18 protein-coding genes are annotated in these 15,699 nt (G+C 55.1%); 10 read left to right on the forward strand and 8 right to left on the reverse strand.

Features of this window, described 5'->3' with window-relative positions; all coding sequences use genetic code 11:
• A partial coding sequence (locus tag R6U41_RS03035; protein WP_410268356.1) for an AEC family transporter occupies positions 1-924 on the forward strand: 924 nt, incomplete at its 5' end.
• Here R6U41_RS03035 and R6U41_RS03040 read toward each other — a convergent pair.
• The 3 genes from R6U41_RS03040 to R6U41_RS03050 are packed head-to-tail and all read right to left on the reverse strand — an operon-like array spanning position 901 to position 2,454.
• On the reverse strand, positions 901-1,176 hold the full coding sequence (locus R6U41_RS03040; protein ID WP_410268357.1) for a 4Fe-4S double cluster binding domain-containing protein: 276 nt from the start codon (positions 1,174-1,176) through the stop codon (positions 901-903). The two genes, R6U41_RS03035 and R6U41_RS03040, sit on opposite strands and share 24 nt — an antisense overlap.
• The gene (locus R6U41_RS03045) at positions 1,122-1,307 is read right to left on the reverse strand and encodes a hypothetical protein (protein ID WP_410268373.1); all 186 of its coding nucleotides are present in this window, start codon (positions 1,305-1,307) and stop codon (positions 1,122-1,124) included. Before R6U41_RS03045 ends, R6U41_RS03040 begins: the two co-directional genes overlap by 55 nt.
• Complete coding sequence (locus R6U41_RS03050; RefSeq protein ID WP_410268358.1) at positions 1,300-2,454, reverse strand: cysteine desulfurase family protein; 1,155 nt, start codon at positions 2,452-2,454, stop codon at positions 1,300-1,302. The genes R6U41_RS03045 and R6U41_RS03050 overlap by 8 nt, the downstream gene beginning before the upstream one ends.
• A gap of 282 nt (positions 2,455-2,736) precedes the next feature.
• Here R6U41_RS03050 and R6U41_RS03055 point away from each other — a divergent pair, with 282 nt between their 5' ends.
• Positions 2,737-3,531, forward strand: a complete 795-nt coding sequence (locus tag R6U41_RS03055; RefSeq protein WP_410268359.1) for a hypothetical protein — start codon at positions 2,737-2,739, stop codon at positions 3,529-3,531.
• A gap of 103 nt (positions 3,532-3,634) precedes the next feature.
• The gene (locus R6U41_RS03060; RefSeq protein ID WP_410268360.1) at positions 3,635-4,456 is read left to right on the forward strand and encodes a lytic transglycosylase domain-containing protein; all 822 of its coding nucleotides are present in this window, start codon (positions 3,635-3,637) and stop codon (positions 4,454-4,456) included.
• Between the two features lie 208 nt (positions 4,457-4,664).
• Here R6U41_RS03060 and R6U41_RS03065 read toward each other — a convergent pair whose 3' ends face one another.
• Positions 4,665-5,621, reverse strand: a complete 957-nt coding sequence (locus R6U41_RS03065; RefSeq protein ID WP_410268361.1) for a hypothetical protein — start codon at positions 5,619-5,621, stop codon at positions 4,665-4,667.
• A 648-nt stretch (positions 5,622-6,269) separates the two neighbouring features.
• Here R6U41_RS03065 and R6U41_RS03070 point away from each other — a divergent pair.
• From R6U41_RS03070 to ubiE, 7 genes are read left to right on the forward strand one after another with little or no spacing between them, the layout of a single operon-like run.
• Positions 6,270-6,584: a nucleotidyltransferase domain-containing protein gene (locus R6U41_RS03070; RefSeq protein WP_410268362.1), complete on the forward strand. Its 315-nt coding sequence runs from the start codon at positions 6,270-6,272 to the stop codon at positions 6,582-6,584.
• On the forward strand, positions 6,581-6,979 hold the full coding sequence (locus R6U41_RS03075) for a HEPN domain-containing protein (protein ID WP_410268363.1): 399 nt from the start codon (positions 6,581-6,583) through the stop codon (positions 6,977-6,979). The genes R6U41_RS03070 and R6U41_RS03075 overlap by 4 nt, the downstream gene beginning before the upstream one ends.
• Positions 6,980-7,015: 36 nt before the next feature.
• A complete protein-coding gene (locus R6U41_RS03080) occupies positions 7,016-9,511 on the forward strand; it encodes a heavy metal translocating P-type ATPase (RefSeq protein WP_410268364.1) in 2,496 nt (831 codons plus the stop codon).
• A 1-nt stretch (position 9,512) separates the two neighbouring features.
• A complete protein-coding gene (locus R6U41_RS03085; RefSeq protein WP_410268365.1) occupies positions 9,513-10,664 on the forward strand; it encodes an inositol-3-phosphate synthase in 1,152 nt (383 codons plus the stop codon).
• Positions 10,661-11,506: a sugar phosphate isomerase/epimerase family protein gene (locus R6U41_RS03090; protein ID WP_410268366.1), complete on the forward strand. Its 846-nt coding sequence runs from the start codon at positions 10,661-10,663 to the stop codon at positions 11,504-11,506. Before R6U41_RS03085 ends, R6U41_RS03090 begins: the two co-directional genes overlap by 4 nt.
• Positions 11,506-12,219 (forward strand): bifunctional 2-polyprenyl-6-hydroxyphenol methylase/3-demethylubiquinol 3-O-methyltransferase UbiG, encoded by a 714-nt coding sequence (gene ubiG, locus R6U41_RS03095; RefSeq protein WP_410268367.1) that lies wholly within the window; start codon positions 11,506-11,508, stop codon positions 12,217-12,219. The genes R6U41_RS03090 and ubiG overlap by 1 nt, the downstream gene beginning before the upstream one ends.
• Positions 12,219-13,028: a bifunctional demethylmenaquinone methyltransferase/2-methoxy-6-polyprenyl-1,4-benzoquinol methylase UbiE gene (gene ubiE, locus R6U41_RS03100; protein WP_410268368.1), complete on the forward strand. Its 810-nt coding sequence runs from the start codon at positions 12,219-12,221 to the stop codon at positions 13,026-13,028. The genes ubiG and ubiE overlap by 1 nt, the downstream gene beginning before the upstream one ends.
• A gap of 7 nt (positions 13,029-13,035) precedes the next feature.
• Here the strand turns inward: ubiE and hgcA are convergent, their stop codons facing one another.
• The 4 genes from hgcA to R6U41_RS03120 form a co-directional block, all read right to left on the reverse strand.
• Positions 13,036-14,100 (reverse strand): mercury methylation corrinoid protein HgcA, encoded by a 1,065-nt coding sequence (hgcA, locus tag R6U41_RS03105; protein ID WP_410268369.1) that lies wholly within the window; start codon positions 14,098-14,100, stop codon positions 13,036-13,038.
• A 193-nt stretch (positions 14,101-14,293) separates the two neighbouring features.
• Positions 14,294-14,518, reverse strand: coding sequence for a type II toxin-antitoxin system MqsA family antitoxin (locus R6U41_RS03110; RefSeq protein ID WP_410268370.1), 225 nt, complete (start codon positions 14,516-14,518; stop codon positions 14,294-14,296).
• A complete protein-coding gene (locus R6U41_RS03115) occupies positions 14,519-14,836 on the reverse strand; it encodes a DUF4258 domain-containing protein (RefSeq protein WP_410268371.1) in 318 nt (105 codons plus the stop codon). It abuts the gene before it with no gap.
• Positions 14,837-15,463: 627 nt separating this feature from the next.
• On the reverse strand, positions 15,464-15,699 hold a 236-nt coding region (locus tag R6U41_RS03120; protein WP_410268372.1), incomplete at its 5' end, for a hypothetical protein.

Below are 15,699 nucleotides of genomic sequence, written 5' to 3' on the forward strand. Positions count from 1 at the left end.
CTTCATGATATGATTCTAAACACCTTGTTTCCGGTCTTTGCTGTAATTTTTCTGGGAAGCGTTCTCAGGCTGTCCGGATTTGTGAGCCGGGATTTTTTTCATGCCTCAGACCGGCTGGTTTATTTTATTTTCTTTCCCTGCATGCTGTTTTGGAAAATCGGCACAGGCGATCCGTCCGCCGGGTTTGACCCTTATTTGTTTGCTGCTGTGCTGGCATCGGTGCTGCTGGTTTTCGTTCTGAGCACCGCTTATATTGTTTTCGGAAAGGTGGGGGCTTTTCAGGCAGGCAGTTTTTCCCAGAGCTGCTACCGGTTTAATAGCTATATCGGCATGGCTGTGATGCTCAAGGCAGCAGGCGATTCCGGCGTTGTTTTGTTTGCGGTTTTGATCGGGCTGATCATTCCGGTGATCAATGTGCTGTCAGTAGGGGTTTTGATCTGGTTTTCAGAAAAAGATTATCCGCCCGGGCAAAAAGTATGGTATCTGCTCCGCGCCCTTGCCACCAATCCGCTGATTCTGGCCTGTATTGCCGGTATTGGTTTTGCTGTATCCGGTCTGCGGCTGCCGGTGTTTGCAGACAACACACTTTCCTTGGTATCCATGCTCACCCTTCCCCTGGCCCTGATTTCCATCGGCAGCGCCCTGGGGATAAAAAAGTTAGGCAGCGGTTTCCGGCTGGCGCTCACCGCAGCTTTTTTTAAGCTGATGGTCCTGCCTGCTGCGGGTTTTTTTTTCATGAAAATGTTTGGTGTTTCCCAAATCGCGTTTCAGGTGGGCATGCTTTTTTTCTGTCTGCCGGCTTCAACAGCGATTTACGTGCTGTCCTCGCAAATGAATTCTGATACGCAGCTGGCATCGGCCTCGATTGTAGTTTCCACCCTGCTTTCCTTTTTTTCCCTGTCAGGGGCCCTGATGCTGGCTTGACCCATCATTTTTCAGCGTTTTTACGGAATACGGGCAGACCGAGGAGCAGATCCCGCAGTTATGACCCTTGTGGTAGGCAAAAAAATGCTGTTTTTTCCAGGTATCACAGGCGGCGGCATCGAGTATCGCATCGCGGCTCACGCCCGGATGCCAGGCCCTGCCGGTTAATGCGCCTGCAGGGCAGGCCCTGACACACTTTATGCAGGTTCCGCAGAAACTTTTTTCCAGGGCTGGGCCGCATGACAGGGGCATGTCCGTTCATTGCTGTCTGTGGGCGTGGTCAACCCGTCGAGATCCGCCGCACCCCACAGGGCAACCCCGTTGGCATCCATCCAGCGGGCAAGCCATGGGGGATTGTTTGAAGGGGAAAAATTTTTACGCATCTGCCTGAAGTCTTTTTACCGCCACTGTCACCACTTCCAGTGCTCGCTCAATTTCATCTTTTGTTGTCATCCGGCCGGTGCTGAAACGAAGCGTTCCCTTGGCGCAATTTTGTTCAAGGTCCATGGCCTCCAGCACGTGGGAGACCGAAACGGTGTCGGCATGACAGGCCGCCCCGGCTGAGGCCGCCACCTCAAGGCCTATTTCCTCCAGGATTCGGTTGGCCTCAAGACCGCAAAACGATACGCTCAGGGTGTTGGGAAGTCGGTGAGTCAGATGGCCGTTGACCCGGACAGGATCAATTGTTTCTGTGAGTCCGGCCTGAAGGTGGTCCCGGAGTTCCGCCATGTGTGCGGCTGTGCTTTTCAGGTTCTGTGCGGCAATTTCACAGGCCTTTCCCAGACCTGCGATTTCCAGCACGTTTTCAGTGCCGGCCCGGCGTCCCGACTCCTGGCCGGCACCGTGGCAGAAGGGTTCCAGGTGCAGGCTCTTGCGGATGTATAAAGCCCCCACGCCCTTGGGCGCATAAAGCTTGTGGCCGGCAATGCTTAACAGCGATACTCCCAGGTCATCCACGTTCACCGGGATTTTCCCCGCAGACTGGGCCGCGTCGGTGTGCACCAGGATGTTTTCCTGCCTGGCCGCGGCAGCGATTTCCTTTATGGGCTCGATGGTGCCCACCTCGTTGTTGGCATGCATGATGGAAATCAGGATGGTATCAGAACAGATGGCGTTCTTTACGGCCTGCGCCTCCACCCTGCCGGTTGGGTCAACCGGCAGGTATGTGACCGCAAAGCCCTCTTTTTCCAAAAAACCGCAGACTTCCAGCACTGCCGGATGCTCCACCCGGGAGGTGATGATATGGCGGCCCTTGTCCCGCATGAGTCTGGCTGCGCTTTTAATGGCGTGGTTGTTGGATTCCGTGCCGCCGCTGGTAAAAACAATTTCCTCGGGAAGGCAGCCGATAAGGCCGGCCACCTGCCGGCGGGCGGTTTCCACGGCCCTGCGCGGGCCAATGCCATACCAGTGGGAACTGGAGGGATTGCCGAATTCGGTTTCCAGATACGGCCGCATGGCTGCAATGACTTCCGGGTCATGGGGGGTGGTGCCGTTGTAATCCAGATAAATCGGGCGCAATGGGTTGTTCATGGCCAATCCGGGTTTTTGGGGTAAAGTGTAAAATTTTAATCTTGCCACAGGATCTGATTTAATTCTACGGCGGAAAGCTGCTTTTGTAAATGTCTGTCCGGACTTTATACACCAAAGCGTTACATAACGTTACTTTTTATGCAATTTTTTTTATCCTCCTGTTGTTTGTATGGTCTTTTCCGGACCAGGGCGTTTGCAGGTCAAATGGCATGCTTTTTGAATTAGCTTTACAGAAGACCGGAAACAATGCATTTTAACCCGCAATTCATGGAGGCGCAATTAATGGATACGGCATGTTCATCTTTTCAGGCCAGACAAAGCGATATTGCCCGGCCTGCTCGTGTCCGGGGCCTGGTCCGGGCTGCGGACCAGGGCCGGGATGTTTCCTGCGTTGCTGATCCGCAGGTCATTCATACGGATTTTTTTCATGAAAATCAGTGGAAGCCCGCCCATATTCTTTTGTGCTGGTTTACCGGCACAGTGGGAGGGGTGCCGTTTGATTTTCGGAAATGTTATTCCAGAAGCCGTTTGACCGGCACCTGCAGCCAGGGCATCAATGCTGTGATGAGTGCCAACCGGTATCTGCAGGCCGATTACCGCCTGCTTGGAAAAGCCGGTATTGCCGTGCCCTGGACATTTTTTTCCATCCAGGAGGTGTTGCTTCGCCAGCGTACGGACCAGGACACGGACCAGGACGCAGACTGCAACCCGATGACGGTCAATGACGTGGTTCAAATTGCCCGGGAAGGAAACGAGATCATTGTTGAGGCCAATCTGCATGCCGTCATGGCAATTGAGCATTATCCGGACATGGACATAGATAAAATTTATCTGATGGCGGATTTGGTGGTGATCACGCTGGGCAGCACCACCCACTGCAAACGTTGCCTTGGCAGTTATGCCACGGAAAATGAGGATCGTGAAAAAATGTCGGCCATTTCCGTGGCCAATCAGCGGCTACAGGACATTTATGAGCAATTCCGGGAAGCCGGGGTCGGCTGCAATGAATGTTTTTTCGATGAGTTAGCGTTGTTTCCGGATAAAGCCGATCCGGGCCGGAGACCCACCCGGCTGTAAACAAGGCAATGGGTTTTTTTGTGGTTAAAGCACGGGAAATACCTGCCGATAAGAACAATGAACCCGTGGATAACCGGAATCATCAAAAATAAAGACCTAAAGTATGCAGGTTTATCACGCTGACAAATCAAAAACCGGAATCAATCCGGCCCCTGGCGGGAAAAATCAGGGCCGGGCCAGCCTGTTTGCCCGGCAGTTTGATCAGATGCTGGAAAGAAGCGCGTACGGGCAGTCGGCAAAAGCACGGCAGCCAATTCATATAGGCACGATTACCCGTGATCAGCCCACAGTGTCCCATCTTCTGGCCGATCATGAGGGCTATGGCAGTGAGTGCTGGGAAATCATTCATTCTGGGCAGAATCACAACAAACCCTACACCCGGATACCTGCGGGAACTGAAATTTTTCTGGATCCGCAGACCAGGGAGATCACCTGGCAGGGGGATCATGTGCCTGGCCATGACAGCAGCAGCCGTCCAGGCGCCGGTTTTGCGGCCTATCAAGCCTATGGTTCCGGAGATGCGTCTGGTTCAAATCTTCCGGGCGCTCAGCGCCGGGTCATCGAGGATGCCATTGATTTGGCCGCACAAAGGCATAACATGCCCAGGGATCTGATTGCCGGGGTGATCCGGGCGGAATCTGATTTCAATCCCGACGCGGTATCCGCCGCGGGCGCCCGCGGGCTTATGCAGCTTATGCCCGAGACCGCCCGGGAACTGGGGGTTGAAAATTCCTTTGACATCAGGGAAAACATTGATGCGGGCACCCGGTATTTAAAGAAAATGCTGCAGCTTTTCGGGGACAATCTGGAAAAGGCCCTTTCCGCATACAATGCCGGACCGGGCGCGGTGCAGCGGTTTAATGGCCGGGTGCCCTACAATGAAACCCGGCAGTATGTGGCCCGGGTCATGTCCTTTCTCCAATAGTGCCTGAACGAAAACCAGGTTTTCGTTCAGGAAATCCGAAATCCGAAGCTCGAAATCCGAAACAATGACCAAAACCCTAAATGCATCAATGACAGAAACATCCTGTTTTAAGCTGTTGGTTTTTATCATTTGAACATTCGATATTCGTATTTGTTTCGGATTTCGATATTCGGGTTTTGGCTGAACAGGGTTTTCGTTCAGCCACTAATTATGTCTTTTCCGGGTGTTGCTTCTGGAAATTGGAAAACAACACCGCATATCCGCTGTCAAACTCATACAGGCTTTTTTCCGAGCGGCGGTAGCCGGTGATTTTTTTCGGAAGTTTGCCTTCGCCGGGATCCCGGTCGGATATGGCTTCGGTAAACACCAGGGTAAACCGGCCGGGTTTGAAAACCGTCATGATTTGCTCGATTTTTTCCCGGTAATCGGCCTCTGCCACGTTGGTTTCAAAGCTGGCATAGGAGCCGGATTCTTCGGGCGTGACATGGATGGTGGCATAGTGCTGGCCGGAGATGCGGTTCATGGAATAGCCGTAGGGTTCAAATACGAAATGGTCGGTTTCCATGTCCGGATAGAGCCGGTCAATGCCGGTGCGCGCCTCGATTTCTGCGGCGGTTTCCCCGGGCTTCGGGATAAAGGCCTTTAGCACGTCCGGGTCCAGGTCGTGCATGAGCAGCTCCAGGGTTTCGTCCTCGTCGTCTTCTGCCACCGCGGCCGGGTCCGGGGCAGAGGCGTAAAAAATATGCACGTGATCGTGGTTGGCCGGACCCAGCCGGTAGCTTTTGCCTTTGAAAAAATCGGCGAGCATGGCCACATCCGATTCAAAGTCCGCGGGCTGGTACTGGGGATACATCAGGTTTTTGCGCTCATAGAAGAAAAATGCAATGCGGTCTTTGTCAATGGCCCGCACCAGTTCCGGAACCGCCTTTACCAGGGTGGTTTTGCCGCAGGTAATCATCAACACCCGGTCGGCCCAGACAAACAGGCTTGATTCGGAAAGCAGATAGGCGTCCATGTCCGGCCCGGAAATCACGCTGACGATTTCCGCGCCGCTGGCGGCCACCACCTTGTTCCAGCGGGCGTCTGCGTTGTTTCGCAGTTCCGGGTCCGGGGCCTTTAAAATAATTTCCAGTTTTTTCTCCGGTCCTTCAAATTCCATGCTCATATGCGTCACCTGTCGGGTTTGTCCATTTTTTGAAACCAGAATAACTTCTCTAAACTATATTAAATATCATTTTTGCCCGGCCGGGTAAACCCCAATCCGGGATGGTTTTCGCATGTGTCGGGTCGGGTGTGGTTTGTTTGTCTGCGGCGCGGTTTCGGCGATCGTCCCGGGATTTTGGCTGGAATTTTAAAAACTCGGGCTGATCGCCCTCAGACAGTTTAAAATTCCGGTCGCCAAAGCCCCGGTCCGATCTTATGCCGAAACCGCGCCAATGCAGCCAAACAAACCACCCCCCGCCCCGCCACATGACCAACGCACTGGAAATATGCGGCAACAATTGCTTTTTACCGGGAAGTCTTCTAAATTTGAATCGATGCAGGGTTGATGACCTGGAAGGGTGTTTCTGATGTGTTTTAAGGGGTTGTCGTATTTGTGAGAGGGTCCCCAAGGAAGACCGAAGGGCTTCCTTTTTCCAAACTTTCCCGCTCCGGGGGATGTTCGCGGCCAACCATTGCCGGTTATCCACGATCTCCCGGCAACGGTTGGCCGCGAGCAGATAGCAGTTTGTTTTTCAAATGCTTTCGTGATATTTTCTTTATGTAAGTTTGGATACTTATTGTTTAATCGAATAAAACCTTCGGGGTTCATATGAATCGGGAAGAGTTGCTGGAAAAAATCAGGCATGCAGTGAGTGAGGTGGAGCCCGGTGCAGAGATCATTCTTTATGGTTCTCGGTCCCGGGGTGATGCCGTCTCAGAATCGGATTGGGATTTTGTTGTTCTGGTTGATGGCCCGCTCAGTGATGCGCGTACAGACAGGATCCGGCACAGACTCTATGAGATTGAATGGGATTCCGGCGAAGTCATTTCTTCGATCGTCCGCAGCCGGGAACAATGGAACAGCGATCTTTACCAGGCCATGCCTTTTCATCAGCAGGTTGAGCAGGAAGGTGTGAGATTGTGAAAGGGTCGAAAAAGGATCTTGTTTTTTACCGGCTGACAAGGGCGGAAGAAACCCTTGAAGATGCTCGTGTTCTTGCTAGGTCCGGACGTTGGAATGCCGTTGTGAATCGTTTGTATTACAGCTGCTTTTATGCGGTATCGGCTCTTCTTGTATTTGATGGTTTGTCTTCTTCCAAGCATTCGGGCGTGCGGAGTCTTTTTAACAGTCAGTATGTGAAAGAAGGTGCGGTTCCGAAAAAATTGGCCCGAATTTACAATGATCTTTTTGAGCGGCGGCAGGAAGGTGATTACCTGGATTTTGTCAACTTTCAGGAAGCGCAGGTGTTGCCTTGGATTTCAAAGGCAGAAGAACTGGTTCGTTATATTCAGAATATGATTCAGAAGCAAATCGATTAACCAATCCTTTTCATGTCTGGAAAGCTTGCCCGGAATATGAAGCAAACCTGTGATTTATGCGGTCTGGTGATACGGCAGACAGCTGTGGAAGACGAGATAGACGGGCGCAGGCTGGTGTTTTGCTGCCACGGCTGCAGGCAGGTTTATTCCATGATCATGGAGGCCTCGGGGAGCACGGACCCGGCCGCGTTCCGGGAAACCGAGATCTTTCAGCGGTGTGTGGACGCCGGGATCATACCGGCATCCCAGCAGGATTTGGAACAGCGGGAGGGCGGCGCAAATGCCGGCGCGGCCGGGCCGGAAACGGATGCGGCAGGGCAGGGGGCCCATGAAAATCCCGGGTTTTCAGCAGACCGGTGCCTGACCCTGGATCTGGATCTTTACGGGATGTGGTGTCCGGCATGCGCCTGGGTGATCGAGGAATCCCTCAGACAGCAGCCCGGGGTTTTCAGCGCAGACTGCCGGTTTGTGACAGACCGGGCCAGGGTGGTCTATGACCCGGTGAAAAACGCCCCTCACACAATTTTCAAGACCATTGCCAAACTCGGCTACCAGGCCGCTCCGGCCGGGGAGGGCACCGGCGGGGCAACGGCAGCGGCATATCTGCGGCTGGGGGTCTGCGCGTTTTTGACAATGAACGTGATGATGCTCTCCTTTGCCCTGTATTCCGGTTTTTTCACCGAACTTTCCGCGGCCGGCACCGCATACATTTCCTGGCCGATTCTGGTGATGGCCGCCATTGTCTTTGTTTACGGCGGGGCCCCCATTCACCAAAAGGCCTTTTCCGGAGTGGCAGCCGGCGCCCCGGGCATGGAGGCCTTAATTTCCCTTGGGGCGGGTGCGGCCTTTTTCTACAGCCTTTATCATTTTTATCACAACAGCATTCATCTCTATTTTGATACCGCATCCATGCTCATCACTTTGGTGCTCGGCGGCAAGGCGGCCGAGCAGTGGGTCAAAGACAAAATTCAGGCCCGGATCAGCGGGGTGTTTGATCTGCTGCCCAAAAAAGTCCGGATCTGCACCAAAGACAGCCCGGGCGGGCGGTTTGTAGATGCCCGGATGCTTGGCAAAGGCGACGTTTTCCGGGTTCTGGAAAACGATGCCGTGGCAGCAGACGGCGTGGTCGTATCCGGGCAGGGCCGGGCGGATGAAAGTACACTCACAGGCGAGGCCCGGCCGGTGGTTAAAAATGCGGGTGATCCGGTCAGCAGCGGCACCCGCCTGATTGCCGGGGACCTGCGGGTTCGGGCAACAGCCGTGGGAGAAGCGTCCACGGCCGGTCAATTGATTTCCGTCATGGAAGATGCCCTGGAAAAAAAGACCGGGGTGGAGGATGCATCAGAGCGGGTGCTTCGGTATTTTGTGCCCGCGGTGGTGCTGCTGGCGGTATTGACTGGCGCGGCTTGGTTTGCCGCTGGGCTGGATTTTCGCGAGTCCCTGATCCGGGCGGTGACCGTGCTGGTGATCTCCTGTCCGTGCGCCCTGGGCGTGGCCATTCCCCTGGCCCGGGTGGCCGGGATTTCCCTGTCGGCGCAAAGGGGCATTCTCATTCATGATTTTACCGCGTTTGAACGCATTGGCCGGGTCAATGCCGTGGTGTTTGACAAAACCGGCACCCTGACTGCCGGCAACTGGAAGCTGGCAGAGGTTTATCCCCTCGGCGGCTGGGATGCAAACACGCTTCTTGGCATTGCCGCCGGCCTGGAGGCCGGCTCGGGTCACCGGGTGGCCGGGGCCGTACTGGATGCCGCGGAAAAACAGAAAATCGCACCTGCGCGTGTCTCGGATGTCACGGAAGAGGAAAACGGGATTTGCGGCCGCATGGACCAGAAACGGGTCCGGATGGGCTCGGAGACGTTTTTGGGCCGGGAACTCCAGGAAGCGGAAAAATTGCCCGGCATCCCGGAGTTGACGCAGACCCCGTATTTGTCTTATGTGTATATGTCTGTGGACGGCATTGTTGCAGGCATTTTTTGTTTCGGGGATTTGCCCGGACAATCGGCTTCCGGGCTGGTCCGGGCTTTAAAAGATCAGGGCATGCAGGTGGCCCTTGTTTCCGGAGACAGCACGCAGACCGCCCGGGCCGTGGGCCGGGCCCTGGGAATTGACGAAAGCCGGGGTGATATGACCCCGGCGGATAAGGCCGATTTTGTAATGGATTTGAAAACCCGGGGATATTTTGCCGCCATGGTGGGCGACGGGATCAACGATGCTCCGGCCCTGGCTGCCGCGGATCTGGGTATTGCGGTGCACAGCGGAAACAACATCGGCCGCCGGGCCTCGGATGTAACGCTTATGGGAAGCGATCCCGCGCGGATGATCGATTTTCAGTCGCTTGCCAGGCGGGTGACGGCCACTGTGCGGCAAAATCTCTGGTTTACCTTTATCTACAATGCCGTGGCCATACCAGTGGCCATGAGCGGGCTGTTAAACCCTCTGGTGGCCGTGGCCGCCATGATGGCCAGCAGCCTGAGTGTTACCGGCAACACCCTGGTGCTTATTTCCAGGGAAAAACAGCAGACAGGATGACATGACAAATACAGACAGACCCCAAAAAGGCGTACTCCTGCTGGCCGCAGGCATCAAGGGCGCCATCGGCTCAACCGTGGCCGCATCTGCGGCCATCATGCAAAACCAGCCAGAAACCGTGCTGCCGTATTTGACCACAGGGGAAAAATTCCGCGTTCTGGGCGAAGCCCGGCAAATGGCCGTGGCCGGATGGGACACGGATTCGGCTTCCTTTGACAGGGCCCTTGACCGATGCGGGGTTTTGGAGAAAAGCCTCTGGGAGCCCTGCATACCGGAATTAAACAAAATTGATGTCCGGCCGGCACCGGATGCGGGTAAGGGTGTAAAAGAGCAGGTGGCGCAGGTCAAAGCCGACATGGCGGCTTTCCAAAACCAGCACCCCGGCCTGGTGCCGGTTTTTGTCAATCTTTTGCCCGCAGGCGTCTGCCATGATCTGCACGGATTTTCAACCCTTGAGCAGTTGTATGAAACAGGTGTCCCCGTGCCGGCCGATATCGTGTATGCGGCTGCTGCCGTGGAATCCGGCATTGCAGCGGTCAATTTCACGCCCAATGACCTGGAAATCCCGGCGCTTGTCAGTGCGGCCGCCGCCGCCGGGGTGCCCCTGGCCGGAAAAGACGGCAAGACCGGCCAGACCTATTTCAAGGTGGTGCTGGCCTCATCGCTTCTGGCCCGCCGCCTGCATGTCAACGGCTGGTACAGTTTGAACATCCTGGGCAACGCGGACGGGGAAAATCTCATGGACCCGCAGCACGCGGCCTGCAAGCTCGACAACAAGACCGGGGTCCTCGAAGAGGTGCTCGGATACGCGCCAGGCGAAAAACGCCACAACAGGTCCGCCCACAAGGTGCACATCGACTATTACCCGCCCCGGGGCGATGCCAAGGAGGCCTGGGACGTGATCGATTTTGAGGGGATTTTCGGCATGCCCATGAGCATGCGGATCAACCTTCAGGGCCGGGACTCGATTCTGGCCGCGCCCATGGTCATGGATCTGGCCCGGTGGATGGCGGCCCTGACCCTGGCCGGGCGCTCCGGCCCGGTGCCGGAACTGGCGTTTTTCTTTAAAAAGCCCGTGGGACAGGACGGACCGGTAGGCTTTGAAAAACAGATGGCGGCTTTGGAGAAACTGGAAAAGGAGATCTGCCTGTGATACTCGGCTACAGCACCAACGCGTTTACCCGCTACAGCCTTGATCAATCCATACAAAAAATCGCAAACCTGGGATTTTTCGGCGTGGAGATCATGTGCGACCGGCCGCACCTCTATCCCCCGGATTATGACCAAACCCGGCTGGCAAAAGTCAAGTCCCTGCTGGATGAACACAACATGGCTGTCACCAACTTAAACAGCTTTACCCTGTTTGCCGTGGGCGACACCTATCTGCCCTCCTGGATCGAGCCGGACCCGAAAAGGCGGCAGATGCGCATTGATCACACCCTTGACTGCCTGCGGATCGCTTCGTTTCTCGGGGCCAAAAACATCTCAGTGCCCCCGGGCGGACCCCTTGACGGGGCATCGCGCAATGAATCCATGATGCTGTTTCACAAAGGAATCGAGGAAGTTATCCCCTTGGCAGAGGAAGTCAACATCCGGGTGCTGGTGGAGCCGGAGCCGGATCTGATGATTGAGCGCACATCCGAGTTCCTTGATTTTATCCGGCGCATTGATTCCCCCATGGCGGGGATCAATTTTGACATCGGCCATTTTTTCTGTGCCGGTGAAAATCCGGCTGCTGCGTTTGAAACCCTGTTTGAATGGGTGGGGCACGTGCATATCGAAGACATCGGCAACAGCCGGATTCACCAGCATCTTGTGGCCGGAGACGGGGCCATTGATTTTGCTGAAGTGTTTGCGGTCATGAAAAATCTTGGCTATGACGGCGATATTTCCCTGGAGCTTTACCCTTATGTCAATGCCCCGGCAATCGCCGGCAGAAAAAGCCTGGAGCATCTGCGGCCCTTGTTTGCCGAAGCCGGGCTCAATATCGCGTGATGAACCAGGAGAGTGAAAATACCGACCCCCGGGAGCTGGCCAGGTTCTCCGGCCAGGCCGGCCGGTGGTGGGATCCAAAGGGGCCTTTGCAGGCCCTGCATGATATCAATCCTTTGCGCGTGGGCTACATCCGGCAAAACAGCGAAATAGCCGGCCGGAACGTTCTGGATGCGGGCTGCGGCGGCGGGATTTTGTCCGAGGCTTTGGCCGCAGCCGGTGCCCGGGTGACCGGTATTGATCTGTCCCCGGATGTCCTTGCCGTAGCCCGGCGGCATGCCCGGGACGCCGGCCTGGACATCGACTATCAACAGATTTCGTCAAAAGAGATGGCCGCCAGTATGCCCGCAGCATTTGACGTGGTGGTCTGCATGGAGTTTCTGGAACATGTTCCGGATCCGGCCGCAGTGGCGGCCGACTGTGCAGCCCTTGTCAAACCCGGCGGACACGTGTTTTTTTCCACCATCAGCCGCACCTTGGCCGCGCGCCTGCTGGTGATTTTTGCCGCAGAGCGGATTCTGAGGATTGCGGAAAAAGGCACCCATGAATATAACCGCCTGATCCGTCCCGAAGAACTGGCCCAATGGGGCCGGGATGCCGGGCTGATACCGGCGGATTGCTCCGGGTTCATGTATATGCCCGTTGTGCGCAAGTCCTGGTTGACCCGGAGTCTGCGGATGAATTATATTATGCATTTTACAAAGGCTGCAGATTAATGACATTTCATCGGATTCCCGGCTGGTTTGACCACGGGATGAGAAAAAAAGTGGCGGATCCGGATGCATCCGGATATACCTATTTCGGGCTGGAAAAGCTGCCGGCCGACCGGAAAAAACAGGCCGTGCTGGCCCATTTCAACCGGGTGGCGCCCAGATATGATTTCATGAACACGGTGTTGAGCTTTGGCATCCATTACGCCTGGAAAAGAAAGGCCGTGGCCATGCTGGGATTAAAGCCGGGCGACCGGATCCTGGATGTGTGCGGCGGCACCGGGGATCTGGCCGTGTATGCCGCGGGCTGGATCGGGGCGCAGGGCAGGGCGCTCATCTATGACATGAACCATGAGATGCTGCGCGCAGGCGTGATTCGTCCCCAGAACCGCAAATACCGGGACCGGATATTCTGTGTTCGCGGGGATGCGGAAAAAACGGCATTGCCGGATAATTCCTTTGACGCGGCCATGGTGGGATTCGGAATCCGGAACCTGACCAGCATCCGGCGAGGGATTTCTGAAATGCACCGGGTGTTGAAGCCCGGCGGCCGGGTCATGTGCCTGGAGTTTTCAAAGCCGGTCAACCCGGTGTTCCGGGCGTTGTACGACTGGTACTCGTTTTCGGTGATGCCGGCTGCCGGCCGGGTCCTGGCCGGGTCAGACCAGTCTTATGCATGTCTTTCAGAAACCATCCGCATGTTTGCCACCCCTGAGGAACTGGCGGCCATGTTTGAGCAGGCCGGATTTGCAGAAGTTCGTTTTACGCGCCTGACAAACGGCATTGCCGCCATTCATACGGGAACAAAATCGTAATCAGTTCTCAGCAGCAGCCGGGCCCGCATTGGGGTGCGGTTTTTTCTCCGTCTGATTCCACAACACGGCAGCAGGAATCGCCGGTGCGTCCCAGCATGCTGTTGATCACCGCTGCGGCACATCCCACCCCGGCATCCACGGTGATTGCGGCCGCGCGCATTTCCCGGCGCACCCCGGAAAGGGAGGTATAGGCCGAAGCGCCGGTAAAATTCATGCCGATAAAGGCGGCCGCAGCCGTTGCGATCAGAGCCATGCCTGCAGCTTCGGCCAGAGAATCGGCACGCCTGAAACCCGGGCCGACAGCAGCGGCAATTGCAAATGATGTGATCAGGCCTGCGATGGCGCCTTTTGCGGCAAACGCCCGGCCGGGAATCCAGGGCAGCAAAAGCGGGGTCAGCACGGAGCCCGCCACCAGGCCTCCTGTCAGCATCAGGGCCGCAAAGGTTCCATGAGTGCGCACGTCCGCCCACCATGCACCGGAAAACCCGGCGCCGCCCAGCAGGAAAAAAACCACCATCAAGGCGGCCATCCATTTTGCGGTCGGGATGAATTCCATGGGAATGAGCACCGCCCGTTCGCTCATGGGAAAGTTCTTGGCGCGCATCTGCCGGGTGGCCTTCATCCCGTTTTCCATGAATGCCGGCAGGTCGTCGGCTTCCACAGGGCCGTAGACCAGCGTAAACCCGCAGGCCCGTCTGACCTTGTGGGCGGCCACCCCGGGTGCGGCAAGCTGGGGCAGGATGATTTTTCGGTGGGAGACGATTTTTGCAAGCCCGCTTGATTGAATCCGGCTGACCAGTTCGTTTGTGCCAAAGGTCTTTTTACCGGCAGCGCACCAGACATTGATTCCGTTGGTATCCAGCACCAGGATCCAGGCGTCTTTCGGGTGCCAGGCCGCGCGCAGCCGGTCAAAACTCAATTTGTAGTTGGCAGTGACCAGCACCGGGCTGTTTTCATCCGGCGTACCCATGGCGTAAAGGCCCGGGTCCACGGTGTAGGTCATCCGGCCGATGCCCACCCGTGTTTTGATTGTGCCCAGGCGGTCTGCAGGGCCAAGGTGTCCCGAAACCACGGGCAGGGTGCCTGCGGCAGTGGACAGCGTGCCTGTGACAAACGGCTGGTTGACATCCGGCGGGCCCGTCCGGCCCGCTTGATCCGACGGTCAGCAGCCGGAGGATGAGACCCCGGGTCCTATCCCGATCTGCACACCCCCTGATGACAGGCTCAGGTCCGGATGTTGGTCCGTATCTGGTTGTATTTGCGTTTTAGGCTGCAAAATTAAGCATCTCCAGTGAAACCCCTTTTTCATATTCAGCTTCGGCATAATTGAGCAATTTTTCATTTGTAGCCGAAGAAATATACTCTTCACCACAATTTTCACAGATGTCTGCCGGCACCTGCTTAAATACAAGGGTCATTTGATTGCGTTCAAGAACAACGGTGGTAAAGCTCTTTTGAGTCATTCCGTTTTTGCAGATCACACATTTCATTTAAAGCCTCCGTGTGTAGTCTTCTGACCACAAATTCGGGTCCGGATTGTATGCGGTAATAATAATTAGTTGTTGTTCCTCATGATTGATTGCGGCAACAACATGTAATGGGTTTCCTTTTTCGGTTCTACCGCTTATAAGAACACTGGGCAAAGGAAAATCGTCTCCATAATTTTCTATTATTTTACCCTGAAATAAGGTTGCAACAACATCATTCGGATTTATAGATCGCTGGAAAATTCGTCGGGTTGCATGGATACGATAAATGATTTTAAAATCATCACTATTGCCATAAATGAGTTTGTGAATTGTTTCCAATGGCTGAGCAACCAAGCAGTTAGAGGTTTAAATCCATTCTTAGATATTCAAAATCTTATCAAAATTGAATGGTTTCGGGCAAGGTATTTATGCATAAGACTCATGACCAGCCCACTGGAAATATGCGGCAACAATTGTTTTTTACCGGGAGGTCCTCTGAATTTGAATTATGCAGGGTTGATGACCTGGAAGGGTGTTTCTGATGTGCTTTAAGGAGTTATCGCATTTGTGAGAAGGTTTCCTTCCTCCAAGCCATCACCATTTTCAACCCGGAAGAAGTCGCAGCCGCAACATCGGCATAACCAAGGCGGAAGCAGCTTTTGCGGGTTTTCGCATGAGCCGGGTCGGGTGTGGTTTATTTGTCTGCGGCGTGCTTTCGGCGATCGTCCCGGGGCTTTGGCTGGAATTTTAAAAACTCGGGCGGATCGCCCTCAGACAGTTTAAAATTCCGGTCGCCAAAGCCCCGGCCCAATCTTATGCCGAAACCGCGCCAATGCAGCCAAACAAACCACCCCCGCCCCGGCTCATGGCCAACGCACTGGAAATATGTGGCAGCAACTGTTTTTCTACCCGAATATCCTTTGCACTTGAATACCGATATAAGGCTGATAGGTCTGGTGAGGTGTTTTACGGAGTTATGGAATTTGGGATAGGGTCGCCAAGGAAGCCCGAAGGGCGGGGGCGGGTTTTTGAAGCGACATTGAGAATTTTTGCGGGAAAATTCAGCCGATGCCGGAGCCGAAAAATTTCAAACTGTTTGAGGCCGACAGGCCGAGTTTTTGAAATTTCGGCGAAGGCATTGGCTGAATCCGCAAAAACGATCCGGAGCGAAAAAACCGGCCCCGGCCGCAGGGCTTCCTTCC

It is taken from the genome of Desulfosalsimonas sp., from assembly GCF_046483245.1.
Taxonomy (GTDB): domain Bacteria; phylum Desulfobacterota; class Desulfobacteria; order Desulfobacterales; family Desulfosalsimonadaceae; genus Desulfosalsimonas.